Consider the following 24,859-nt stretch of genomic DNA (forward strand, 5'->3'; position numbering starts at 1 on the left):
CTCTCGCCGTCATGGCTCAGACCGCGCTGGCCATCGGCCCGTCCGCTCGCCCATCGACGAACTGACGCACATAGGGATTGTCCGTGCGGTCCAGTTCGGCCGGGGCGCCGCGCCAGACGATCTTGCCGCCGTGCAGCATGGCGATTTCATCGCCGATCGTCCGCGCCGAGGCGAGATCATGAGTGATCGACACGGCGGTGCAGCCCAGCCCCTTCACCTGGTCGACGATCAGCTCGTTGATCGCCGCCGAGGTGATCGGGTCCAGTCCGGTGGTCGGCTCGTCGAAGAAGATGATCTCCGGATTGGCCACCACCGCGCGGGCCAGGCCGACGCGCTTCTGCATGCCGCCCGACAGCTCGGACGGATAGGAGTCGGCGACATGGGCGCCCAGATGGACGCGACCGAGGGCCTCGACCGCCCGCGCCTTGGCCTCCTTGCGGGGCACGCCGTCGGCGTTGATCAGGCGGAAGGCGACGTTCTCCCAGACGCTGAGGCTGTCGAACAGCGCCGCGCCCTGGAACAGGACGCCGATGCGCTCGAACAGCTTGCGACGCGCCGCGCCGCCGCCCTTCTGGTTTGAGCCGATCAGGTCCTCGCCGTCGACCAGCACCTGGCCGGCGTCCGGACGCACCAAGCCCATGGCCACCTTGATGGTCACCGACTTGCCCTGGCCCGAGCCGCCGATGATCACCAGCGACCGTCCGGCCGCGACGCTGAGGTCCAGCCCGTCCAGGACCGGCCCGTCGAAGCGCTTGCTGACGCGCCTCCATTCAAGCTTAGGGATGTCGGTCATGCGTGGGTGAACAGCGTTGTGAGGAAGTAGTCGGACGCGAAGATCAGGATCGCCGAGGACACCACGGCATGGGTGGTCGCCCGGCCCACGCCGCGCGCGCCGCCCTTGGCGTTGTAGCCGTGGTAGCAGCCCATCAGGGCGACGATGAAGCCGAAGACGGCCGCCTTGATCAGACCCGATCCGACGTCCCAGCCCTGGATGAAGTTCATGGTGTTGCGGACGTAGATCGTCGAATTGAAGTCCAGGATCCGCACCGCCACCAGCCAGCCGCCGGCCACGCCGATGATGTCGGCCACCAAGGTCAGCAGCGGCAGCACCAGGGTCGCGGCCAGCAGGCGGGGCGCGACCAGATAGCGGAACGGGTCGGTCGACAGCGTGCGCATGGCGTCGATCTGCTCGGTGGCGCGCATGGCCCCGATCTCGGCGGCGATGGCGGCTGACACCCGGCCCGCCAGCATCAGGGCCGCCAGCACCGGTCCCAGTTCGCGGGTGATGCCCAGGGCGACGATCTGCGGCATCACCTGCTCGGCGTTGAACCGCCCGCCGCCGGTATAGATGTTCAGCCCCAGGGCCGCGCCGGTGAAGATCGCCGTCAGGCCCACCACCGGCAGCGAGAAGAAGCCGATGGCGACCAGCTGGCGCAGCAGCTGACCGGGGAACCACGGCGGCGTGAACACCGAGGTCACGCCGCGCAGGGCGAACACCCCGACCCCGCCCACCATGCGCAGGGCGCCCAGCGTCGAGCGGCCGATGGTGCGCAACGGCTTGAAGACCGCGGGGATCGCCGCGTCGACCGCGGCCATCTCAGTAGCTGTCCGGAGCCGTGGCGGCGGGGTTCGCCGCGGGCGCGGCGCCGGCCGTCGGCGCGGCGTCTCCGGCCCCGCTTCCGCCCTGCGGTCGCATCACCGAGCCGATCAGGCCGAACAGGTCGACCGCGCCCTGGGTGTTGTCTATCTCGCCGCCTGGCTTGATGTCGTCGGCCGCGCCGCCGGGCGCGATGGCCACGTGGACGCCGCCCAGCAGGCTGTCGCTGGTGATCTTGGCGGTGGAGTCGGAAGGCAGCTTGACGTCCGGATCCAGACTGAGCTTGGTCACCGCCAGGAAGGTCTTCGGGTCCAGGCTGATCTGCGAGACCGTGCCGACCTTGACCCCCGCGACGCTGACCGCCGCGCCCGGCGCCAGAGAGCCGACCTGACCGAACTTGGCCGTGACGTCGTAGCCGCCCGGCTTGCTGCCGACGCCGCCGACGGTCAGCGAATAGACCAGGAAACCCGCCGCCAGGACGAGAACGAGGAAACCCATCAGGGTCTCGGCCCATTGTTCGCGCAACCCGTTATCCTTTCGAAGCCCTGCGAGGCTGGCCGCCCGAACGGTCGCCTCGCCCCTTGTTTGTTATCGCGAGGCGGTACGCTGGGCGTCCCGCTGCAATTGGCTGATCAACACGTCGATATTGCCGCCGGCGTTATCGATGGTCGAAACGAAGTCCTGCTGCTGGGTGATCGCCAGCCACACGCCCTTGAACTGGACGTCGACTACCTTCCACGAGGTCCCGCCGCCCATCACCCGCCACGCCACCGGCAGCGGCTGGCCGACCTGGCCGCCCGAGATGGTGGTGTTGACGATCACGTCGCCCGGCTTGCGAACGGTCGAGCCCGTCACCTTCAGCACTTCGCCGTGATAGTCGCTGATCCGATTCTGGTACACGCTTTCGGCATAGACGCGGAACGCCGCCGCGAACCGCTGGCGCTGGTCCGGCGTGACGGTGCGGGCGTACTTGCCGAGCACGAAATTGGTGATCTTCGGCACGTCGGCCAATTGATCGATCGCCTGATGGAAAGTCGCCTTCTTCTGGGTGAGGCTTTCGTTCTTGTCGGCCAGCACCGTGATCACCCGTTGGGCGCGGCTCTGCACGAACTGCTCGGCCTGGGGATCGCGCGCCGCCTGGGCGAAGGCGGGCGCGGCCTGGCTCACGGCGCCGAGGCCGACCAGGGCGACCAGGGCGACCAGGGCCAGTTGCGCGAAGCGACGGGTGGGACGGGGGTCAATCATGGTCGTTTCCGGTGAAGTCATTGCGTTGTGCTCGGGGCGGGCGCCGTCGCGGGCGGCGCGGACGCGGGCTCGGCGGCCGAGTCGGCCGGGTAGTCGTTGTCGAAGTCCGGCAAGGCCTGCACTTCGCCAGTGGCTTCCCGAATGAAGGCCTCGCGGTACTGACCATAGGCCGAACGCGCCGTCACGTAGGGATCGGTGGCGTCGTCCAGCGCGCGGAAGGCGGTGTCCGCTCGCGCCCGGGTGTCGACCGTCTGCACGCCCAGGCGCGTGGCGCCGAACGTGGTCGTATAGCCGCCGCCGACGATACCGACCGGATCGGTGAAGAAGTCCAGCACCCGGCCAACGCCGTCGCGGAAGTTCGACGGGCCGATCACCGGCACATAGAGATAGGGACCGGGCCGGGCGCCGTAGCGGCCGAAGGTCTGGCCGAAATCGGCGTCGTGGGCCTTCAGCCCCATGCCGGTGGCCACGTCCCAGATGCCCAGGACGCCGATCGTGGAATTGATCAGGAAGCGCGCCGAAGAGCGCCCCGCCCGCTTGGGTTTGCCCTGCAGGATGTCGTTCACCGTCGTGCTGGGCTCGCCCAGATTGTAGACCACCGCGCTGACGCGACGGCGCAGCGGGCTGGGCGTCACCGCCATGTAGCCGTGGGCGACGGGACGGAGCACGGCGCGGTCCAGCCCCATGCTGAAACCGAAGCTGCCCCGGTTGAAGCCTTGCAGCGGGTCGTATCCCGTATCGACGGACTCAGCGCTGGCGGCCGGCGCGGCCACCAAAGGCGGCGACGGCTCCACGCCGGCGCTCTGGGCGTGAGCGCTCGCCGCGCTCACCGCCAGACCGCCGGCGGCGATCAGGGCCAGGGTTCTCGCGCGCAAGCGCGGCGTGTTCGTCGAAGTTCTGCTTGGCGCGCCGTTCATTCCAGCCTCCTGCCGGGTCCCGGCGTCAGGCATGTAGGCGCCTGCGAAAGCTAAGCAAGGTCTGCAACGCCTATTGGATGTCATCCGGGTACGGAAGCGTCGCATCGGTTCAAACAGGATGCTCTCGGTCAAACCCCGGAGCATGGGCCTTCGGAGGCCAAACAGCCATGGGACGAACGCCTCGCCACGGCTTGGAAAATAACAACCCAGGGGCCGCAAAATCCCTTCTCCAGCACAAACGCTCGGCACTTCTGTCATCCACCGAGAGGACCGCGCATCAACGCAAGGCGCATCCCATGACCCCTTCAGCGCAAACGCTTTCCCGACAAAGCCGGCGATTGCGACCCGCCGTGACACGGCGCTCGATCTCCCGCCTCCTAAACCTGGACAGGAAGCTTCAGGAACGCCTCCGGACTCAGCGCGTGCGGCGTGAAGCGGGCCTGGCGGATCGCGCCCTTGAAGTAGTTCATCCGGTTCATCCGCGCGCCCACCGAAGCCCGGCCGGGCCCTTGCGGCGTGAAGGCGATCTTCGCCTCGCCCTGCAGCTGGCCATTGACGTATGCGCGATAGGTCTGGCCGTCATAGGTCTGGGCCACGTGATGCCAGCGGCCGATCGGGTACAGCTTGTCGGGAAAGACCAGGGTCTGCTTGTAGCCCGGTCCGTTGACGAAGGCGTCGAGATACCACTGGCCCCCAACCACCCGCAGCTCGAACAGGAACCGGGTGTTGGCCGGCGTGGCGGGCGCGGGGACCGGCTCGTCGGAGGCCAGGTGGAACCATCGCTGGGCGAAGTCGCCGCCGTCAGGCCGGATCAGGGCCTCGAAGGTGAAGGTCGCGGCGCCGGCCAGAGGGTGGCGGTCGATGAACAGGGCATCGTCGACCCCGTCGAACAACACCGCCTTGCCTAGCGGCGTGTCGATGACGCTCGGCGCGCCCTCGATGTGGGTGACCTCGCCGCCGATGCTGTCGAGCCGGTCGAACGTCCAGACGATGGCCGACGGCTTGGCGGTCGCCACGGCCGGGCCGGCGACCAGGCCGGCGGCGGCGCCCAGCAAGAGGTCGCGGCGGCGGAGCAGGCTGGCCATGCTCACGCCCCCGTCCAGCCGTCGAGCACGGTCGGGATCGTATAGGCTCGCGCCTGCGCGGCTGTCAGCGGCCGGCGGCGCCTGGACGCCCTGCCCGCGCCTGGTCCACGGCTGGCGTATTCGAACAGTCGGGCGTCCTCGGGCTCCAGCATCGTCCGGCGTCCGTCCTTGAGATTGTAGTGCATCGGGTACCAGCCCTCGGGCACGATGTGGCTGTCCATCCAGCAGCGAACGAACGCGACGTGCCCCACCGCGTCGGGATTGCCGTACCGCCCGTCGGGGAAGGTCATGGTGTGTCGCCACGGCCGGCCCAGGGCCATGGTGTGGTTGGGCATGTCGGCGTCGCGGGTCAGGCGGCAGTCCAGGAACACCAGGCCGAACGGCTGGCGGCGGTCGGTGTCGGGCGCGGCGATGAAGCCGTGGAAATCCTTGCCCGGCCGGGTGCGCGCGCGGATCTCGCAACGGTCGAACACCGCCCGGCCCGCGCCATAGATGAAGTCGACGCAGCCGCTGACATAGCAGCGCCGGAACAGGCTGCGACCGGCGTCGGTGAACAGGGTGTCCTGCCAGCCGGTCAGGGCCACGTCCTCGAAATAGGCCTTGTCCGAACCCTTGCCCAGCTTCAGGGCCGTGGCCTGGGCGCCGCTGGCGCCGGTGCGGTCGTAGCCGACTTCTGGCGGCATGTGGCCCGGATAGTCGAAGTCGTTGGCGATCGTCAGCCGCTCGGCGCGAAAGCCCGGCGCGACGACCGTGACCGTGGCGATCTCGGCCGGCCCGCCCGGACGGTTTCGACCGGCGGCGTATTCGTCGAAAACGATGACGCTGGACGCCCGCCCCTCGCCCACCAGGTGGATGTTCGGTTTGGTCACGGCGACCTGTTCGCGCCAGGTTCCGGCCGGGACCAGGATGCGGAACGGGCGCTCGCCGTCGGCCGGCGCGGCGTCGAGCGCGGCCGCCAGAGTGCGGAACCCCCTGGCGCCGTTGCGGCCGCGGCGGTCACGGTCGAGCACCGCGTCGAAGGCTGAGCCCGGCGCGGCGCGGACCGGGCCGGCGGCCAGGACGGCGAAGGCTCCGCCGGCCGACAGCACGGTCCTGCGATCATGAAGCAGCGACATGGGCGATCCCCAGGGAACGCCGGGGCGCGGACCAAGCCGCGCCCCGGATCGTCATCAGAACGTGTAGCGGAAGCCGACGAAGAACTCGCGGCCGGTCTCGTGGTAGAACGACACCAGCTGGCTGGAGTCATAGTACTGATCCTGGATCTCGTTGGTCAGGTTCACCGCCTCGAAGGTGAAGGCCAGGTTCTTGGTCCAGTTGTAGGTGGCCGAAGCGTCGATGTTCATCGTCGCCTTGGTGCCTTCGACGTCGGAGCCGTTCCGCCCCGGGATCTGCGTCAGGTACTTGCTGCGATAGGCCGCCGAGACCCGGCTGCTGAACTTGGAGTCCTCGTAATAGAGCGTGGCGTTGTACGAGGTCTTCGACAGGTTGGTCAGCTGGCCCTTAGCCGCCACCGCGCCGGTCGAGGTCAGGTAGGTGACCTCGGACGTCACCCGCGTGATGTTGCCCAGGAAGCCGAACTTGTCGAACGGGGCCGGCAGGAAGGTGAAGGGCTGCTGGTAGTTCAGCTCGATCCCCTTCAGCGGACCGCCGGGGGTGTTGATCGAGGTGCTGAACTGCCAGACCGGCAGGTCGGGCGAGCAGCCCGGCGTGGTGCCGCAGGCCGCGACCGCGGCGCTGTCGGGCAGGCCGAACGGGTTCTTGTCGAAGGTCGATAGGGCCGAGGTGTAGTTCTGCACGAAGGTCGAGATGTCCTTGTAGAAGAACGCCGCCGACAGCAAGGCCTGGGGCTGGAAGTACCATTCGAACGCCAGGTCGTAGGTCTTGGCGCGATACGGGTCCAGGAAGGGGTTGCCCGAGCTGACGGTCTTGGTGCTGCCCGTGCTGATGTTGACCCCCGGGGTCAGCGAGCCGAGGTTCGGCCGCGACATGACCTTGGCCGCGCCGAAGCGGATCAGGAAGTCTTCGGCGGGCTCGATCACCAGGTTCAGGGCCGGCAGGAAGTCGTTGTAGCTGCGTGTGGCGGTCGAGGCCGATATCGTCTGGTAGTTCACGCCGCTGACCGTGGACGGCACCACGCCGTAGCCCAGCGACTTCTGGCGGGTCTGCACGTAGCGGAAGCCCAGGTCGCCACGCACCGGCACGCCCCAGGCGCTGAAGTTGAAGTCGCCCTGCAGATAGCCCGTCGTGTCCCACTCGTTGACGGTGTAGTTGCTGCCCAGGCTGGGCTCGACGCCCAGATTGTACATGCCGCAGCCGGTGGTGAAGCAGGTGGTGGCGAACGGGCTGCGCCACACCGTGCCCGGAGTCGTGGTGACGGCGCTGTTGTAGCTGGGATCGTTCATGTGCAGCGCGGTGATCGCCGCGTTCAGGTCGGGCGTGATCCATGAGCTGACATTGCCGGCCGGCAGGCTCAGGCTCGAGAAGTCGATGGTCTGGGCGTAGGATGAGCGCGGGATGTTGCGCAGCGCCGCCAGGGTGACCGGATTGACGTTCGCCGTGGTGCCGTTCGAGCGGGCCAGGGCGACGCTGTCGGTCTCGTAGGCCTTGTAGGCCAGACCGCCCTTGATCTTCAGGTTGTCGTTCCAGTCATAGGCGCCGTCCAGCTGAGCGGTCTTGTAGCTGTTGTCGACGAAGCCCTGGACCATGCGGATCTCCGCCAGGGTCCAGGCGTCGGGGTTGGCGGTGTCGCCCGTGCCGTAGGTGATGGTCGGATAGCCGTCGCCGCGGCTGTAGTCGTAGCTGTAGCCCTGGACGTTGTACTGGTCCCACTGGACGGTGTTCTGGACCGGGTTCTTGAACTCCGACTTGGAATAGCCCAGCACGCCGTGGATCTTGAACCGGTCGGTCAGTTGGTGCTCGCCGTCGAGGGTGAACTGCTTGAACTCCGTCTCCAGCTCGTCGTGGCGTTGCTCGGTCTTCAGGTCGATGTTGTTGAACGTGCCCTTGGTCATCACCGGAAAGCCGGTGCGCGGCGTGGCGATGGTGTAGTCCACCACGTCGACCTGGTTGATGCCGCACGAGGCGGGCGAACTGGCCGTGCAGGCGCCGGCGGTCTGAGGCGTGAAGGTCTCCAGGAAGTCCTCGTTCCGCTCGCCCTTGAAGTCGGCGTACAGCACGTCGAACGTGAACAGCGTCTTGGCGCTCGGGGCCCATTGCAGCGAGCCGGTGGCGCCCAGGCGGTCCTGCTTGTTCTTGTACCAGTCGAAGCGCGGGATGCGGGGGTGGACGGCGGCGTTGGCCTCGGCGCAGGCGGCGGCGTTGGTCGCGCAGGTCACCCCCTTCACGCTGCGAAAGCCGGGCGCGGCGGCCGTGCCGGTCTGCCAGCGTACGGTGCTCGTGCCCTCGTCCAGCAACTCGCGCTTGGAATAGGCGATCGAGAACAGCGCCCCGAGGGTGTCGTCGCGCCAGGTGTTGGAGATCAGGGCCGCGGCGCGCGGATTGTATTTGTCGGCCAGGTCGTTGTAGCCCTCCTTGCCCGACAGCGCGAAGTTGAAGCCGCGCTTGTCGAACGGATGGGCGGTGCGCAGGTCGACCGTGGCGCCCAGCGAGCCTTCCTCGGTCTCGGCCGAGGCGGTCTTCTGCACCGTAATGCGGTTGAACAGGTCCGAGGCGAAGACGTTGAAGTCGAACGAGCGGCCACGGTTCGTGCCGCCCGAGGCGTCGGTGCCGCCGGAGGTGCTCAGCGCCTCCATGCCGTTGATCCGCACGCGGGTGAACTGAGCCCCCAGGCCACGCACCGAGATCTGCCGCCCCTCGCCGGCGTCGCGCGTGATCGCCACGCCCGGGATGCGCTGGATGGATTCGGACAGGTTCAGGTCCGGGAACTTGGCCATGTCCTCGGCATAGATGGCGTCGACCGCCGCCGCCGAGGTGCGCTTGACGTTCAGCGCCTGGGCCAGGCTGTTGCGAAAGCCGGTGACGACGACGGCCTCGACCGTGCTCTCGTCCGCGGGAGGCGGCGGGGTCTGGGCCTGGGCCTGGGCCGCGCCGCCGATCGCCAGCAGCAGGCCAAGGCTGGCGCCACCGCAAAACAGGCGCGCGCGCAAGGAGCCGGATGATTTCCGCATGGTCGTCCCTCCCAGGGTTTGGTGTTCTTTATGACACCGGTATCATTGTTCCCGCATGTTGCGACCGGATTCCATTTTTCTCAAGACTGAAAGAGTGGGCGGATAGGATTGTCGGCAGGCTCCGCCTCGCCGGATAGCCCGGCGCCCGGACGCAGCTTGATTGCCTTTGCAAATACCATTTTATGGCATAGAAACCCATATAATGAAAATGACACCGGTTGCAGTGGCGTTTCGCGGAGGAAAATCGTGATGTTCCAGCCCCCTTCGCTCCCGGCCTGCCTAGTGGCGGCGACCTTGGCCGGCGTCACGTTGGGGTCGGGATTCGCCGCTCACGCCGCCGCTGTGACGCCCAGGCCAGCGACGACCGCCACGGCCGCCGCTGTTCCCTCACCCGACGCGGTGCTGACGGTCCTGAACCGCGCCAACGCCGCCCAGATCCAGGCCATGCGCGCCGAGCCGATCCCCGTCTCGACGGGCGGAGCGGTGCGCGAGATGTCGTCCAACTGGGTGTCGGCCACCTACTATGTCGGCGCGGCCCGCCTGGCCCGCGTCACCAACGACCGTGACACCCTTATCTTCCTCAGCGAGGCGGCCGAGCACTTCAACTACGGCCTGCGCGGCTCGCGCTCGCCCAAGCTGATGCTGAACGCCGACGAGTGGGCGATCGGCGACCTCTACGAAGAGCTCTACGCCCGCCGAAGACAGCCCGGCGTGATCATGCCGCTGCGCCAGCGGCTGGACTGGTCGGTCCCGCACCTGACCCGCACGCCGATCCCCCAGCACCTGGTCTGGTGGTGGAGCGACGCCCTGTTCATGGCCCCGCCGGTCCTGGCGCGGATGAGCGCCCAGACCGGCGACAAGACCTATCTGGACGCCATGGACAAGCAGTGGTGGCGCACCTTCGCCCGCCTCTACGATCCGGACGAGAGCCTGTACTTCCGCGACGAGCGCTTCATCGAGCGGCGCGACGACAAGGGCCGCAAGCTGTTCTGGTCGCGCGGCAACGGCTGGGTCATGGCCGGCATGGCCAGGGTTCTGGAGTCCATGCCCGCCGACTACGGCTCGCGCCAGCGCTATCTGACGACCTTCCAGGCCATGGCCAAGCAGGTGGCCAGCCTGCAGCGGGCCGACGGCCTGTGGGCCTCCAGCCTGATGCAGCCCGAACAGTTCCCGGAAGCCGAGACCTCAGGTTCGGCGTTCTTCGTCTACGCCCTGGCCTGGGGGATCAATCACGGCGTGCTCGATCGGTCGACCTACCTGCCCCATGTGGTCAAGGGCTGGGCGGCGCTGGAGGCCCAGGTCCTGCCGAGCGGCATGATCGGCGCGGTCCAGAAGACCGGCGACCAGCCGGTCACCACCGCCCCCGGCGACATCGGACCCTATGGCACGGGCGCCTTCCTCCTCGCGGGCCTTGAGGTCATGAACCTGGGCAAGCCCGCCACCGTCCTGCCCCTGGCCGAGCCCGCCCCGGACGCGCCCGACTTCGTGGTCGCCACAACCCCAACGCCCGCCCTGCCCCGGACCGTGCAAGGCTCGCCCGAGGAGACCGCCCGGCACGCCGCCGAGATGAAGGCCGTGGCCGCCCTGGCCTACGACCCGGCCATCGAGGGACCGGGCCTGTCGCCCGCCACCGTCCCGCCCGCCGCCCCGGGCCAGCCGACGCCGCCGAAGATGATCTACCGGATGGCCCCGCCGCCGGCCGGCCAGGACAGGCCGCGCGCCACCGTCCGCTACGCCCCCGAGCGGCTGGACGACATCCTGTGGGAGAATGACCGTACGGCCCACCGGGTCTACGGTCCGGCCCTGGAACTGGCCGAGCCGCCCTCGACCTCGGGGATCGACGCCTGGGGCAAGAGCGTCCGCTACCCGTTCATGACCCGCCAGCTGCGGACCGGCGACCAGCACGCCTATCACGGCGAAGGCATCGACTATTACAATGTCGGAACCTTCCGCGGCGCGGGCGGACTGGGCGTCTGGGACGGCGGCAAGCTGTGGGTGTCGCGCAACTGGACGTCCTACAAGATCCTCAAGGACGGGCCGGACGTCGCGTCGTTCAAGATCGACTACGCCCCTTGGCAGGCGGGGGCGGATCGCAAGGTCTGGGAAAGCCGCACCTTCACCCTGCCGATGGGGACGAACTTCACGCGCCTGGTCTCGACCTTCCAGTCCGACAGGAAAAATCCCCTGACCGTGGCGGTCGGGATCACCAAGAAGCCCACCGCCAAGACACCGGGGACCTTCAGCGTCGACAAGGCCAGGGGTGTCGTGACCTTCTGGGACGTCACCGATCCGGACAAGGGGACCATGGGCCTGGCCCTGCTGCTGGATCCACGGCAGATCGTCGACGTGGTCGAGACCGACAGCGACTGGCTGGTGCTGCTGAAGGTCAATCCCGGCAAGCCGTTCGTCTACTATATGGGCGCGGCCTGGGACAAAGGCCTGGACTTTCACTCGCGCGCCGAGTGGGAGGTCTATGTCCGGGGCCAGAAGCCGTCGTTCGACCCGGCGAAATAACCGATGGCCGCCGCTCGCTCCCAGTCTGGCCTGGACCGCCGTCAGGTGCTGACGGCCGCCGGCCTGGGTGCGGGCGTGTCGGCGACCTCGGCCCAGGCCGCGACGCCGCAGGTCCGGGTTGCGGCGCCGCGTGTCGACTACCTGGAAAACCCGTTGGGCCTGGACAATCGAAAGCCCCGGTTCTCTTGGACTCTCGAAGCCGGCGCGGCCCGCGACGTCCGTCAGACCGCCTATCGTCTGACCGTGGCGATCGGTCTCGAAGCCCTGCGCGTCGGCGGTCCGTTGCTGTGGGACAGCGGCAAGGTCGCTTCGGATCGTTCGTTCGACATCGCCTATGAAGGTCCGCCCCTGATCTCCGGCCAGCGCTGCTGGTGGCGAGTCGAAGCCTGGGTCCAGGGCGATCGGCCAGCGCGGCCCAGCGCCCCGGCCTGGTGGGAGATGGGCCTGCTGGCCCCCGCCGACTGGACTGCCGGCTGGCTGGAGGCCGAACCCGAGGCCATGCGCCAGGAACGGCTGGAAGGCGTCCACTGGGTCTGGGGCGACACCGACGACGCGGGCCCCCGCCGGTTCCGTTGGCGTTTCGACCTGCCCGAAGGGGTGAAGGCGGCGCGAGTCACGGTGTCGGCCAAGGACAGCCTGGCGGGCCTGTGGCTCGACGGCGCGGCGCTGATCCAGCCCGGCGACCGCACCGCCTGGGGTCAAGGACCTAGCTTCGTCCTGCCCGACCTGTCGCCCGGTCCGCATGTGCTGGCCGCGGAGGTCGGCCTGCGCCTGGACGAGCCGCGCCCGGTGATCGGCGGCGCCCTGGCGGCCATGCTGCGCCTGACCCTGGCCGATGGCCGCGAGGTCCGCGTCCACGCCAAGGACGGTTGGCGCACGACCCTGGATGCGCCCGAGGTCTGGCAGGCAAGGACCTATGACGACTCCGCCTGGCCCAGGGCCGTTCCGGCGCAGGTCGTCCCGCCCTGCCATCCTTGGGTGACCGGACCGGCGGTGCAGTTGCGCCGCGCCTTTCGGCTGGACAAGCCCGTGGCCCGAGCGCGGCTCTACGCCACGGCCCTGGGCGGCTACGAGGCGCGGCTGAACGGTCGCAAGGTCGACGACGGCGTGCTGGCGCCGGAATCCACCGACTTCCGCACCCGTGCGCTTTACCGGACCTATGACGTCACCGGCCTGCTGCGGGCGGGCGACAACGTGCTGGGCGCGATCGTCGGCGACGGCTGGTTCGCCAGCCCGTTCGGCTTCCTGGACATGCGCTACGCCTTCGGCCCGCCGCCGCGTCGGTTCTCGGCCCTGCTCGATGTCGAGCACACGGACGGGACGCGAACGCGGATCCAGACCGACGGCCAGGGCTGGCGCCTGGCGCCCTCGCCGATCGTGCTGTCCGAGATCTATGACGGCGAGACCCACGACGCGCGCCTCGAACAGGCCGGCTGGGACGCACCGGGTTTCGACGACGAAGGTTGGTCCGCCGCGCGGTTGGGCGAGACGCCGCCCTGCCGCCTGGCCGCCCATGCCGCCCCGCCGATCCGTGCGATCCAGACCCTCAAGGTCTGGAAGATCGGCGAGCCCGCGCTCGGCGTGCGCATCCTCGACTTTGGCCAGAACTTCAGCGGCTGGTGCCGGATCAAGGTCAGGGGACCGGCCGGGACCGCCGTCACGCTGCGCTTCGCCGAGGCCCTGCGGCCGGACGGGACGCTGAACACCACCTCCAACCGCCGGGCCCTGCAGACCGACACCTATGTCCTGCGCGGCGATCCGGCCGGCGAGACCTTCGCGCCGCGGTTCACCTTCCACGGCTTCCGCTATGTGGAGGTCGCCGGCTGGCCCGGCGCGTTCTCGGCCGACGCCGTCGAGGGCGTGGTGCTGCACAGCGACGCCCCCCTGACCGGCGCGGCGCGGATCGACCATCCGCTGATCCAGGCCATCTGGCGCAACACGCTGTGGAGCCAGCGCGGCAACTTCCTCGGCGTCCCCACCGACTGCCCGCAGCGCGACGAGCGCATGGGCTGGACCGGCGACGCCCAGATCTTCTGGGACGCGGCGGCCTTCAACATGGACGTCGACGCCTTCACCCGGCGGTTCATGGGCGACATCCGGGCCGGCCAGTCGGCGACCGGCGAGATGCCCGACACCGCGCCGTTCTGGGCCCTGGGCCAGAACACCCCCGGCTGGGCCGACGCGGCGGTGATCCTGCCCTGGACGCTCTGGCGACGGTACGGCGACACCGCCGTGATCGACGAGAACTGGGCGGCCATGGACCGCTGGAGCCGCCGGCTGCTGGAGACCAATCCCGACCACGTCTGGCGCAACGGCCGCGGCATGGACTACGGCGACTGGCTGTCGGTGGACGCCAGGAGCCGGGCCGACGTCACCACGCCCAAGACCCTGGTCTCGACCGCCTACTGGGCCTGGTCCACCGACCTGCTGGCCCAGATGGCCGAGGCTACTGGCCGGACCGCCGACGCCGCTCGTCTCCAGGCCTTGCGCGCCGCGATCGGCGCGGCCTTCGTCCGTGAGTTCGTGCGGCCCGACGGCGGCGTGGGCAATGACAGCCAGACCAGCCACATCCTGGCCCTGCGCTTCGGCCTGGTCCCGCCCGCCCTGCGCGCCGCCTCGGTCGGCCGGCTGGCGGCCGACATCCGGCGGCGCGGCGACAAGCTGTCCACCGGCTTCATCGGCACGCCCTACATCCTCGACGCCTTGGCCGACCACGGCCACGCCGACCTGGCCTACAGCCTGCTGCTGCAGACCGGCCTGCCCTCGTGGGGCTATCAGGTGGGCCAGGGGGCGACGACGGTGTTCGAGCGCTGGGACGGGCTGAAGGACGGCGTGGTGACCGGCTCGCTGAACCACTACGCCTTCGGCGCGGTGTGCGGCTTCATCTTGCGGCGGGTGGTCGGCATCGACGCCCTGGAACCCGGCTTCAAGGCCATCGCCTTCCGGCCGCTGGTCGATCCGCGCCTGCCTGGCGCGGCGGGGACTTACGAGTCGACGATGGGCCGGATCGCCTGCGCCTGGCGCCGCATCGCCGGCGGTGTGACCGTCGATGTCACAGTGCCCGCCAACGCGACGGCTCGGGTCCACCTGCCCGTGACGTCCGGCGCGACCGTTCGCGAGGGCGGACGGGCAGTGCGAGTCGCCGAGCGAACGGACGAGGTCGCCGTGATCGAGATCGGATCCGGCGCGTACGGTTTCACGGTGAAGGGATGACTTTTCCCGGCCTGTCATCCCGGACGAAGCGCAGCGAAGATCCGGGACCGGGGCCTGAGCGCCGCGCTTGCGGCGGTCCCGGATCTTCGCGCTACGCACTCGTCCGGGATGACACTCCTTTTTGGCTCAAGCGTCTTTAGAAAGTCCTCGACATGCACCGACGCGCCCTCCTTCAGCTTGGCCTGGTCTCCACCGTCGCCCCGACCCTGGCCTTGGCCGCCTCACGCGCGGTCGACGCCAATGCTTACGGCGCGGTCGGCGACGGCAAGACGCTGAACACCCGGGCCATCCAGGCCGCCATCGACGAGGCGGCCAAGACCGGCGGCGCGGTCGCCTTCAAACCCGGCGCCTATCGGACCGGATCGCTGTTCCTGAAGTCCGGCGTCACCCTGCGGCTGGACAAGGGCGTGACGATCCTCGGCTCGCAAGACCTGGCCGACTATCCCGAGACGCCGACGCGCGTGGCCGGGATCGAGCTGACCTGGCCGGCGGCCCTGATCAATGTCTACAAGCAGAAGAACGTCCGCATCGTTGGCGACGGGACGATCGATGGCGACGGCAAGGTCTATTGGGACAGCTACTGGGCTCTGCGCCGCCGGTACGATCCCAAGGGCCTGCGCTGGGCCGCCGACTACGACTGCAAGCGGCCGCGCCTGATCCAGATCTTCGACTCCGAGACGGTCGAGTTGGCCGGACCGCGCCTGCGCCGCGCCGGCTTCTGGACCGTCCATGTCTGCTACTCGCACGACGTCCACATCGCCGACCTGAACATCCGCAACAACGAGGGCGGGCGCGGCCCGTCGACCGACGGTGTCGACATCGATTCCTCGCACGACGTGCTGGTCGAGCGGATCGACGTGGCCTGCAACGACGACGCCCTGTGCCTCAAGGCCGGCCGCGACGCCGACGGCCTGCGCGTGGCGCGGCCCACCTACAATGTCACGATCCGCGACTGCGTGATCCGCGACGCCTCGGCCGGGATCACCTTCGGCAGCGAAACCTCGGGCGGCTTCCACGACATCAAGGTCTCGGGCCTGACGGTGATGCACCCCACGCCGGTCGGCATCCTGTTCAAGTCGGCCCACACCCGCGGCGGGGTGATCCGCGACATCGACATCCGCGACCTGCGCCTGCAGGACGTGTTCACGGTGTTCCGCGTCAACCTGAACTGGAACCCCAGCTACAGCTACGCGACCATCCCCGAGGGCATGACTGGCGTGCCCGACTACTGGCGGGTGATGACCCAGCCCGTGTCGCCCGAGCGCGGCCGGGCTCATCTCAGCGATGTGCGGGTCAGCGACATCACGGCGATCGGCGCCAAGACCGCCTTCGAGGTGGCCGCCTTCCCCGAGGCGCCGCTCGAGCGCTTCGCGTTCGACAACCTGGACCTCGACGCCCAGGCCGGCGGCCGCATCGCCAACGCCAAGGACTGGACGTTCAAGCGCACCCTGGTCGACACCCTGGACGGCAAGGCGCCGGAGGTGGCGGACTCGTCCGGCGTCGTGGGGCTGGAGCCTCGTCCGGCGGCCTGAGACCGCTCTTGGCGGACACGGCTCTTCGACCTCAGGCTTTCGCTGGCGAGTGGATGGGGAGGCGCGGAGCGGTCCGGGCCTGGCCCGGATGACCGTGGGTTTAAAGTTTGCGTTTCGGCTAGACCTGACCGCTCCGCGGAACCGTTTGTCTCGAGGGACGGCGATTGAGGGCTTGTTTCATCCCGATCGACGTTTCCCCTCAGGCGGGCAGGATCAAAGTCGCCCGGAAGGGGCCGTCGGCGACTCCGACTGATCCTCGAACAGGCCGGTTCGAACCTCCCGGCCCCGTCGACCCGCCTGTCCCGCCATCGTCCCCGACCAGCCTTGGAGCCTTCTGAGCCCCGCCGCCCGCCGCGGTCCGATCGCCAGGCCCAGGCGGCCCCGCTCGGTTCCATCTCCATCGCCTGCTTGGGCCGGTACCAAGAGCCCTCCCCCGCGATGGAGACAGCGATGATTGTGCGGGAGGTTTCAGGTCCGAGGACTGGTGACGCTGATTATTTTTTAGGGCGTTGAGATCGTTGAGGTTCGTAGCGCCGACGACGGGGATAGAGCGCCGTCTATCCCCATAGCCGTCGTCATTCCCGCCCGGAAACCACGAGGATGCGCCGTCGCCGGCAAACCCAGTCGCCGGTGCAGCCAGCGGACATGCCGATGGTCCGCAAGGGGTGGTTAGCGGACCTTATCTCGTTGCCATTTTCCCTTGGCGTTTGAGGTCCGCGTAGATGCAATTTCCCTTCGGCCCGCGATCCGGGTCCTCGCCTTCTACATAGGCCGCCCACGCAGCGCCGGCCTTCGTCGGGCGGAAGTTGGGAACACCGCACCGCGCTGCCGCATCGACGATCTCGCGCCGACTTGCCCACTTCCCCGCGTTCTCGTCGCCTACAAAACAAGCCGTGAGAATGAGGCTCGCGAACGGGGCGACAAGTACGAAGGACTTTTTCATGCCTCCACAGACTGCGCTTCCGATCAGCCGTCAATGTGAGGCTGGTTAAGGTCCGCAGTGGGTCGAAAGCGCCTCTGGGGGCACTACCAGAAAGTTGACCTTGGCGACGGCGCTCCAGGCGCGATTTCAGACAGGTCGTGCGTCCTTCGAGGCCCGCTGCGCGGGCGCCTCAGGATGAGGAGCGTTGTGCTGAATTCCTCATCCTGAGGTGCGCGCTCCTGAGCGCGCCTCGAAGGACGCAAGGCGCTTGAGAAGTCAGCAACGGGTCGAAATTCACCATCATCGTCCCGCCGACAAGCTGACCTTCAGATCGCCACCGCGAGTGATTGTCGGTCTCGGGTGACACCGGCCCTCGTGGCGGGAATGGTGACGCTGGACGGGGTCAGGCCTTGGCGACCTGCACGGCATAGACGTGGTTGGCGCCGTGCATGTTGGAGGTGAACACGATCCATTTCTGGTCGGGCGTGAACGTCAGGTTCGGCTCGAGGCGGTAGTCGTGGGCCGACATGTCGACCAGCTTCTCGCTGGCCATCTTCTCCACCGTGATCAGGTCCTCGGTGTAGTACTGGGTCGCCGCGTCGCGGATGGTCTCGGGGCGGAAGGCGTAGATCCACTTGCCGTCCTTGGCGTGGGCGACCATGTCCTCGTCGCCGCCGTCGCCGGCGAACAGCTGACCGTCCCGGGCGACGTTGTAGTGCACCGACCACTCGTTCTGCTCGACCCGGCGATAGAGCTTCCTGCCGGTGGCGATCTCGTGCCCGGCGATCCAGAACACCTGACCGCGCGGGGTCTGCAGGTCGTACCAGATCCATTGGCCGTCGGCCGAGAAGAACTCGTGGCCGGCGATCTCGAAGTTCATGGTCCGGGTGTGGATCTTGGTCAGGCCCGTGCCGTCGGTGCGGATCGTCCAGATGCGGTCGACCCGGTGCCAGGGCCCCTCGTGGCAGAACATCACCAGGGCGGGATCGGTCGGCGAGAACTGGGCGTGGCCCAGCCAGCGGACGGACTTGTGGATCACCGTGCGCGCGCCGGTCTTCAGGTCGATGGTGAAGATCTCGGCCGGCACGTCGGTCTCGAACCGCTCAGTCATCCGCACGCCCTTGGCCTTGGCGAAGGACAGCGGCTTGCCGTCCGGCCCGAGGGCCGCGTACTCGGCCTGGCCGAAGCGCTTGCGGTCGTCCTCGGTCTTGGGCTGCAGCGGCTTGGCGCCGTAGGCCACCGAGCCCAGCAGCAGGGTCCCGTCGGCGCTGATCGAATTGATCGCCCCGGCCGGGATCTGGGCGATCTTGCGGGTCTTCTTCGTATCGACGTCGATGGCGTAGATGGTCTTGGGCCGGTCGGTCGCCAGGCCCTCGCTCCCGTCGGCCATCTTGGGCGCGGTGACCGAATAGAGCACCTCACGCGAATGGCGGGTGGTGAACAGCAGGTCGGCGTCGGGCCCCTTGACCAGCAGGGTCAGCTTGAAGGTCTTCAGGTCGCACAGCCAGATGCCGCCGGCGCTCTTGAGCACCAGCTTGTCGCCCTGCGGCGTATAGCCGTTCTGGTGGAAATAGAGGTTCTGCGTGCCCGGCTCGTTGGACAGCCGCACGATGCGGTGGCCGGTCTTCGGGTCGAACCAGTCGCGCGGCGGCTCGGCGGCGGAGGGCGCGGCCGGCGCGGCCTGGCTCAGCGCCTGGCCCAGCGTGGCCATGGCGGTCGCCAGGGCCAGAACGCCACCGCCGAGGAACTGGCGGCGATGGGCCGAGATGGTCGCGTTCGACATGAAGCTGCTCCCGAGAAACTGGGCCGAAAGAAAAGGACCTGGAGCGGAGGTCAATCCGCCCCAGGCCAAACGAGGAAGTGGGGGGAAGACTTCCTCAGTAGGTCCAGCGGACGCCGAGAATGATCTCGCGGCCGGTGTGGCGGTAGTCGTTCACGCGGTCGGCCACGTCGACATAGGCGTCGGTGTATTCGTCCGACAGGTTGATGCCCTCCAGCGTGACCGTGAGGTTGTCGCGGATCTTGTAGCTGGTGGAGAAGTCGTAATAGGTGCTGCCGTGGGTGCCGCCCTCGCTGTTGCCGTTCGAGCCCGGATAGCCGGTCAGGAAGCCCGAGCGCTTGGCGGCCGAGACGCGGGCGCTGAGCTTGTCGCGCTCGAAGTAGAGCGTGGCGTTGGCCGTGGTCTTCGACTGGCCGGTCAGCTTGTTGTAGTTCGGCGCGGCCTGGGTGCCGTAGTTCACGTTCGAGTCGACATAGGTGAAGTTGCCGATGAAGCCGAAGCCCTTCAGGGCCTCGGGCAGGAAGGTGAAGGGCTGCTGATATTGCAGCTCGACGCCCTTCAGGGTGCCCCCCGTGCCGTTGTAGGGGGTGGTGACGTCGAAGATGTCGCTGGGCACGGCGCCCGCGCTGGTGATCAGGCTGGTGGGCAGGTTCAGCGAGCTGTAGACGGCCTGGGTCGTCTTGCTGGCGATGAAGCTGTCGATCTTCTTGTAGAACACCGCCACCGAGACCAGGGATTCCGGCGCGAAGTACCATTCGGCCGCCAGGTCGTAGTTGGTGGCGCGGAACGGCTCCAGGTCGGGATTGCCGAAATTGACCGTGCGGGTGGTGGCGCTGACCGAGCCGCCCGGCGTCAGGCTGCCCAGGGTGGGACGGGCCATGACCTTGGCGACGCCCAGGCGCAGCATCACGCCGTCGGTCGGCTCCAGCGACAGGTTCATCGACGGCAGCACGTCGGTGTAGTCGTTCTTGGCGGTGATGTAGGTGGTGTTGACGAAGCCCTTCGACACCAGCTTGGTCCGGGCCACCCGGGCGCCGAAGTCGGCCTTCAGCGGCATGCCGCCCAGCACCGTGGCGTTGACGATCGCCTGGCCAAAGCCGCTGAGGTCGTCCTCGGCCACGTCACGGGTGTCGCCGGACTGGACGATCAGCGGGTAGCTGAGCAGCTTGGTGTAGGCCAGGGCCTTGTCGATGTCGGCCACCACGTACGAGCGGTCGCCGCCCGGGAACGGGAAGTCGCGGCCGAAGCGGACGACCTTGGCGAAGGCGCCGACGCCGACCACCTGGTTGGCGCCGGTCAGGGTCTGGTTGCGGCTCTTGTCGCGATACTTGACCACGTACTGCTGGGCGTTGATGCCGCCGCGCAGGGTCAGGTATTCGTCGACGTCGTACTCCACCTCGCCGGTCGCGGTGCGCACGATGTTCAGCGCCGTGCTCTCGCGCGAGCGCATCTCGGTCAGGGTGAACAGCGCCGGATTGGTGACGTCGAAGCCGTAGTTGATGATCGGCGTGCGGTCGTTGGCGCGGGCGTCGTAGGTGTAGCCGTTGACGTCGTTGCGATCGAGCTGGAACGAGATCTGCTCGGGCATCGAATAGGCGGAGTTGGCCACGCCGATCCGACCCTTGACCCGCAGGCGGTCGCTGAACTCGTGCTTTCCGGCCAGGCTCACCTGGGTGAACTTGGTGTGGTCGCGCTGGATGCCGTTCTCCGAGCGAACGTCGACCTTGTCGAACACGCCATAGGTGAAGGTGTTGCGGTCGTTGAGCGCATAGTCGCGGACGATCGTGCTGCCCACGCCGGCGGCGTTGGAGCGGCTGAACGAGATGGCTTCGAGGTTGGGGCTCTCGGTGAACTGGTCCAGGTCCGAGTACAGGACGTCCAGGTCGAACCGGGTCTTGTCCGACGGCTGCCACTGGGTCGAGAAGGTCAGGCCCAGGCGCTCGGAGTCGATCTTCGAGGCGGTGTAGCGCGGGATGCGCGGATAGAAGGCGTTCTGCACCTTGGCCAGCTCGGCCGGGCTGGTGCAGATCGTGCAGCCGGCGAAGTTGTCGGTGGCGTCACGACCCTGCCAGCGGGTGGTGTTGAAGCCTTCGGCCACCGGCTGGCGCTTGGAATAGGCCACCGAGGCCAACACGCCGAAGGTCTGGTCCTCGTTGGCCCAGCTGACTAGGCCCGCCACGCGCGGCAGGATGCGATCGGTGATGCTGTTGAGGCTGCCCTCGGCCGAGCCGGCCGCCTTGAAGCCCGTGTAGTCGAACGGGCGGCCGGTCTGCAGGTCGACCGTCGCGCCCAGCGAGCCTTCCGGCGTGTCGGCGGACTGGGTCTTGCGCACGGTGATGCTGTTGAAGAGTTCCGAGGCGAAGACGTTGAAGTCGAAGCCGCGGCTGCGGTTGCCGCCGCCGGTGGCGATGGCGTCGACGCCGTTGATGCGCACGCGGGTGAAGTCGGCGTTCAGGCCGCGCACCGTGATCTGGTGGCCCTCGCCGCCGACCCGGTCGATGGTGACGCCGGGCAGGCGCTGGATGGCCTCGGCCAGGTTCTGGTCCGGGAAGGCCGCGATGTCCTCGGCCATGATGGCGTCGACCGCGCCGATGCTGTCGCGCTTGAGGTCGAGGGCCTTGCTGAGGCTGCTGCGGAAGCCGGTCACCACCAGCTCCTCGACCTGCGAGGCCTCGTCGGCGGCGGGGGCGGCCGGGGGCGCGCCTTGCGGCGCTGGCGAGGTCTGGGCGATGGCCGCGCTGGCCATGGCCAGGGCGAAGGCGGAGGCGCCGGAGGCCAGCAGACGGATTTTCAGGGTGGTCGAGATCATGCGGTTTCTCCCCGTACAAACCGGTTTGACACCGGTGTCTTGGTTGGAACCACAACTCTCAAAATGTGGAACCACTTTCCACACCTTGCAACATCCAGCGAAAGTCTGCAACTCTGGTATTACCAATTCGACGCAGGATGCAGCGTCCGGACAACTAAGTGGGAGCGAGACCGCAATCATGCGACAAATGAAAGCCTTTGTATTTTCTGGACTTATTCTAAGTTTGATGACGTCCACCGCCCTCGCCGCCCCCACATCCGACATGACCGCTTTTCCGGGCGCGGAGGGTTTCGGCCAATTCTCGAAGGGCGGTCGCGGCGGTCGCGTGATCAAGGTGACCAATCTGAACGACGCCGGTCCCGGCTCGCTGCGCGCCGCGGTCGAGGCCGAGGGACCGCGCATCGTGGTGTTCGATGTCGGCGGCGTGATCCGCCTGAAGAGCGACCTGAAGATCGCCAACGACTTCATCACCATCGCCGGCCAGACCGCCCCGGGCTACGGGATCACCCTGCGCGATGGCCAGTTCCTGATCCACGCCAACCACGTGATCGTCCGCTACCTGCGCTCGCGGGTCGGCGACGAGGCCGGCAAGGAATATGATTCGATCTCGATCGGCGGCGGCTCGGACATCATCCTCGACCACATCTCGTCGGGCTGGTCGATCGACGAGAGCCTATCGGTGACCCAGAAGGTCACGCCCGAGGTCAAGCGCCTGACCAATGTCACCGTGCAGTGGTCGCTGATTTCCGAAAGCCTGAACCACTCGATCCACGAGAAGGGCGAGCACGGCTATGGCAGCCTGATCCAGGGCTCCTACGGCGCCAAGTACAGCTTCCACCACAATCTGTGGGCCCACCACGAGGCCCGGATGCCGCGCATCGGCAACTACGCCGGAGCCAAGGACGACGCCGAGGGCATCGTCCTCGATTTCCGCGACAACGTTTTCTACAACTGGGGCCAGGGCGCCACGACGGACTTCTACAACTGGGAGCCGGGCGTCAGCCGCGGCTACGCCATGGACCCGTTCTACGGCCGTCCCGACAACGCCTCGCGGTTCGCGGCGGGCGAGGACCTCAACACCAACGCCAACACCCGCTCCAACTTCGTCAACAACTCCTACATCCAGGGCGCCAACACCGGCGGCCCGCTGGCCCTCTACATCCGCAACAAGAGCGGCAAGACCTACTTCTCGGGCAATTGGATGGACGGCAAGCTGGTGGCCGACCAGGCGAGCCTGGTCCTGGCCTCGACCGCGGCGCCGGGCGAACACGTCGTCGACCAGCCCTTCCCGTTCGGACCGGTCGCGACCCAGCCCGCCGACGTGGCCTATCGCCTGGTGCTGGACAAGGCTGGCGCCTCCAAGGCCCGCGACCCGATCGACGCCCGGGTGGTCAAGAGCGTGCGCGACCGCACCGGCAAGATCATCAACAGCCAGAAGGAGGTCGGCGGCTGGTTCACGGCGTCCTCGACCGCCGCGCCCAAGGACGGCGACGGCGACGGCATGCCCGACGCCTGGGAGAAGGCCCGCAAGCTAAATCCCAGGGATCCGTCCGACGCCGCCAAGGACCGCGACGGCGACGGCTACACCAACATCGAGGAGTACGTGAACGGACTGGTGAAGTAGGGCCAAGGCTCAGAGCGCGGATCGCTTAGCCTTACGACGAACACAAGGTCCGCTCCGGGTCGTGACCCACAAGGGCCTGAGGTTCATATCCAGAATGGCTTCCACTCAGTCTTCTGGCTGGGGCGGTCGGAATACAGGGTGCGCGCCTCGCTCAGGTCATCAAGCGTCCGGTTGTCGACATGGGCGAATGCGGCCTCCATCGCCGCATCCCGGCCGGCAGCCCAGTCCGCGAATCGGAGCGGGACCAGGACGTCGGGCATGGTCCAGATGCGCTTGTCCAAGGGGTCGGAGTCGAACCAGGGGAGGGTCGAGACATAGGCCGGGAACCCGTCCGCCTGGAACGGCATGGCGTCGCCGTAGTGGTTGGGCGCGCCGCCGCTGGGTTCGCCCACGAATACCGCCCAGGTCTCCCGCTCAATCCGCGAGGTCAGGTTCTGGGCTGCGGAAAAGGTCTTCCCGCTGGTGAGCACGTAAAGGCCGCCCGGCCGGTTGAACCGGGACCGCTCGAGGCGCCGCCTCAGGCCCTCGCCCATGAAGTTGTTGCCGCCGTCGTTACGGCGCAGGTCCAGCACGACACGTTCGATCTCAGGGGTTTCCATCGCCGCAAAGGCGTCGCGCACGAAAGCCAAGATCGAGTCGCGCTTGTCGCTCAGGCGATCGAAGGCGATGACCAGCACCTTGCCGTCTGCATGGACGAAGTTGGCCTGGGCGCCCGGCCGCCAGGTCTCGACCGGCCAGAGCTTGCGTGAAAGTGCGACCAGCGCATCGCCGCCATCCGGACGCGGCGTCAGCGCGACCTTGACGACGGCCCCCTCGACCTCCGCTTCGAGGGTGACCGGCGCTGACGCGGCCGCCGGCCCGGCCAGTCGCGCCCCTCGCAGGACCGCGGGCTTCAGGGCGAGGCCGGCGTGGTGATAGGCCCCGGCCGCGTTGTTGGCAGGCCATACGGCTGCGAAGGCGCGCAGGACCTGCTCGACGGCGACCCCGTCGACCCGCACGATCCGGCCGCCCAGCAACGCCGCGCCCTCCGCCTTGGCGGCGGTGACGTAGAGGCCGTCGAAGAAGGGGCTGGCTGTGATCGGCAGGTCGAGGTCGAAGCCCGGGAACTTGACCATGTGCGTGTAGATGGTCGTGTGTCCGTCGCGGAACCAAGCCAACCGAGCCATGAGGCCCATGACCCAGGCCTCCGTCGTCAGGTCATCCGCTTCGGCCGCGAGCCTGTCCCAACCGGACCGCCACGCCGGATCCACGGCGGCTTCCCAACCGCGCGGGTGGGTCGTCTCGGCGTACTTTTGCAATCGACGAGCCTCCGCGCGGCGGAGTGCGGGGACCGGGGCCGCCGCCAGCGCTGCCGGAGCCGCCAGGCCGCCGGATAGCAGAAGGGAGAAATCACGCCGTGTAACCATTTGATCAGCCTAAGCACGAGCGGCTTGGGCGCGATACTTAAGGTTCGTTAACGATCAGCAAACACCTTGAGGATGCTTCCCGCCCTTC

The 24,859-nt window shown here is 68.1% G+C and carries 16 protein-coding genes; 4 read left to right on the forward strand and 12 right to left on the reverse strand.

From position 1 onward, the window contains the following. Positions 1-16 precede the first annotated feature (16 nt). The 8 genes from ACSQ2G_RS02360 to ACSQ2G_RS02395 form a co-directional block, all read right to left on the reverse strand. Positions 17-793, reverse strand: a complete 777-nt coding sequence (locus ACSQ2G_RS02360) for an ABC transporter ATP-binding protein (RefSeq protein ID WP_310086737.1) — start codon at positions 791-793, stop codon at positions 17-19. After that, positions 790-1,596: an MlaE family ABC transporter permease gene (locus ACSQ2G_RS02365; RefSeq protein ID WP_310086740.1), complete on the reverse strand. Its 807-nt coding sequence runs from the start codon at positions 1,594-1,596 to the stop codon at positions 790-792. Before ACSQ2G_RS02365 ends, ACSQ2G_RS02360 begins: the two co-directional genes overlap by 4 nt. A 1-nt stretch (position 1,597) precedes the next feature. Then, positions 1,598-2,122 (reverse strand): outer membrane lipid asymmetry maintenance protein MlaD, encoded by a 525-nt coding sequence (mlaD, locus tag ACSQ2G_RS02370; protein WP_310086743.1) that lies wholly within the window; start codon positions 2,120-2,122, stop codon positions 1,598-1,600. Positions 2,123-2,185: 63 nt separating this feature from the next. Next, positions 2,186-2,863 (reverse strand): MlaC/ttg2D family ABC transporter substrate-binding protein, encoded by a 678-nt coding sequence (locus ACSQ2G_RS02375; protein ID WP_436027947.1) that lies wholly within the window; start codon positions 2,861-2,863, stop codon positions 2,186-2,188. Continuing rightward, positions 2,860-3,717 (reverse strand): MlaA family lipoprotein, encoded by an 858-nt coding sequence (locus tag ACSQ2G_RS02380; protein ID WP_436027949.1) that lies wholly within the window; start codon positions 3,715-3,717, stop codon positions 2,860-2,862. Before ACSQ2G_RS02380 ends, ACSQ2G_RS02375 begins: the two co-directional genes overlap by 4 nt. A 419-nt stretch (positions 3,718-4,136) precedes the next feature. Then, positions 4,137-4,844 carry a LamG domain-containing protein gene (locus tag ACSQ2G_RS02385; protein ID WP_436027951.1) on the reverse strand — a complete coding sequence of 236 codons (708 nt, stop codon included), beginning with the start codon at positions 4,842-4,844 and terminating at the stop codon, positions 4,137-4,139. Between the two features lie 2 nt (positions 4,845-4,846). Further along, positions 4,847-5,959: a pectinesterase family protein gene (locus tag ACSQ2G_RS02390; protein ID WP_436027953.1), complete on the reverse strand. Its 1,113-nt coding sequence runs from the start codon at positions 5,957-5,959 to the stop codon at positions 4,847-4,849. A 54-nt stretch (positions 5,960-6,013) separates the two neighbouring features. Then, positions 6,014-8,971, reverse strand: a complete 2,958-nt coding sequence (locus ACSQ2G_RS02395; protein ID WP_436027955.1) for a TonB-dependent receptor — start codon at positions 8,969-8,971, stop codon at positions 6,014-6,016. Positions 8,972-9,220: 249 nt separating this feature from the next. On the opposite strand from ACSQ2G_RS02395, the gene ACSQ2G_RS02400 reads away from it, so the two are divergent. From ACSQ2G_RS02400 to ACSQ2G_RS02410, 3 genes are all read left to right on the forward strand, one after another. Continuing rightward, a complete protein-coding gene (locus ACSQ2G_RS02400) occupies positions 9,221-11,485 on the forward strand; it encodes a glycoside hydrolase family 88 protein (protein ID WP_436027957.1) in 2,265 nt (754 codons plus the stop codon). A gap of 3 nt (positions 11,486-11,488) precedes the next feature. Then, positions 11,489-14,698: a family 78 glycoside hydrolase catalytic domain gene (locus tag ACSQ2G_RS02405; RefSeq protein ID WP_436027959.1), complete on the forward strand. Its 3,210-nt coding sequence runs from the start codon at positions 11,489-11,491 to the stop codon at positions 14,696-14,698. A gap of 152 nt (positions 14,699-14,850) precedes the next feature. Continuing rightward, positions 14,851-16,230 (forward strand): glycoside hydrolase family 28 protein, encoded by a 1,380-nt coding sequence (locus ACSQ2G_RS02410; protein WP_436027961.1) that lies wholly within the window; start codon positions 14,851-14,853, stop codon positions 16,228-16,230. Between the two features lie 679 nt (positions 16,231-16,909). Here ACSQ2G_RS02410 and ACSQ2G_RS02415 read toward each other — a convergent pair. From ACSQ2G_RS02415 to ACSQ2G_RS02425, 3 genes are all read right to left on the reverse strand, one after another. Then, positions 16,910-17,173, reverse strand: a complete 264-nt coding sequence (locus tag ACSQ2G_RS02415) for a hypothetical protein (protein ID WP_436027963.1) — start codon at positions 17,171-17,173, stop codon at positions 16,910-16,912. Between the two features lie 382 nt (positions 17,174-17,555). Next, positions 17,556-18,935, reverse strand: a complete 1,380-nt coding sequence (locus tag ACSQ2G_RS02420) for an oligogalacturonate lyase family protein (protein ID WP_436027965.1) — start codon at positions 18,933-18,935, stop codon at positions 17,556-17,558. 94 nt (positions 18,936-19,029) lie between these two features. After that, a complete protein-coding gene (locus ACSQ2G_RS02425; RefSeq protein WP_436027966.1) occupies positions 19,030-21,741 on the reverse strand; it encodes a TonB-dependent receptor in 2,712 nt (903 codons plus the stop codon). A 226-nt stretch (positions 21,742-21,967) separates the two neighbouring features. Here ACSQ2G_RS02425 and ACSQ2G_RS02430 point away from each other — a divergent pair, with 226 nt between their 5' ends. Beyond that, positions 21,968-23,365 carry a pectate lyase family protein gene (locus ACSQ2G_RS02430; RefSeq protein ID WP_436027968.1) on the forward strand — a complete coding sequence of 466 codons (1,398 nt, stop codon included), beginning with the start codon at positions 21,968-21,970 and terminating at the stop codon, positions 23,363-23,365. An 83-nt stretch (positions 23,366-23,448) separates the two neighbouring features. Here the strand turns inward: ACSQ2G_RS02430 and ACSQ2G_RS02435 are convergent, their stop codons facing one another. Continuing rightward, positions 23,449-24,663, reverse strand: a complete 1,215-nt coding sequence (locus ACSQ2G_RS02435; protein ID WP_436027970.1) for a hypothetical protein — start codon at positions 24,661-24,663, stop codon at positions 23,449-23,451. Positions 24,664-24,859: the final 196 nt, after the last annotated feature.

Origin of the sequence: Caulobacter sp. LjRoot300, assembly GCF_964253875.1 — a bacterium.
Classification (GTDB): Bacteria; Pseudomonadota; Alphaproteobacteria; order Caulobacterales; family Caulobacteraceae; genus Caulobacter.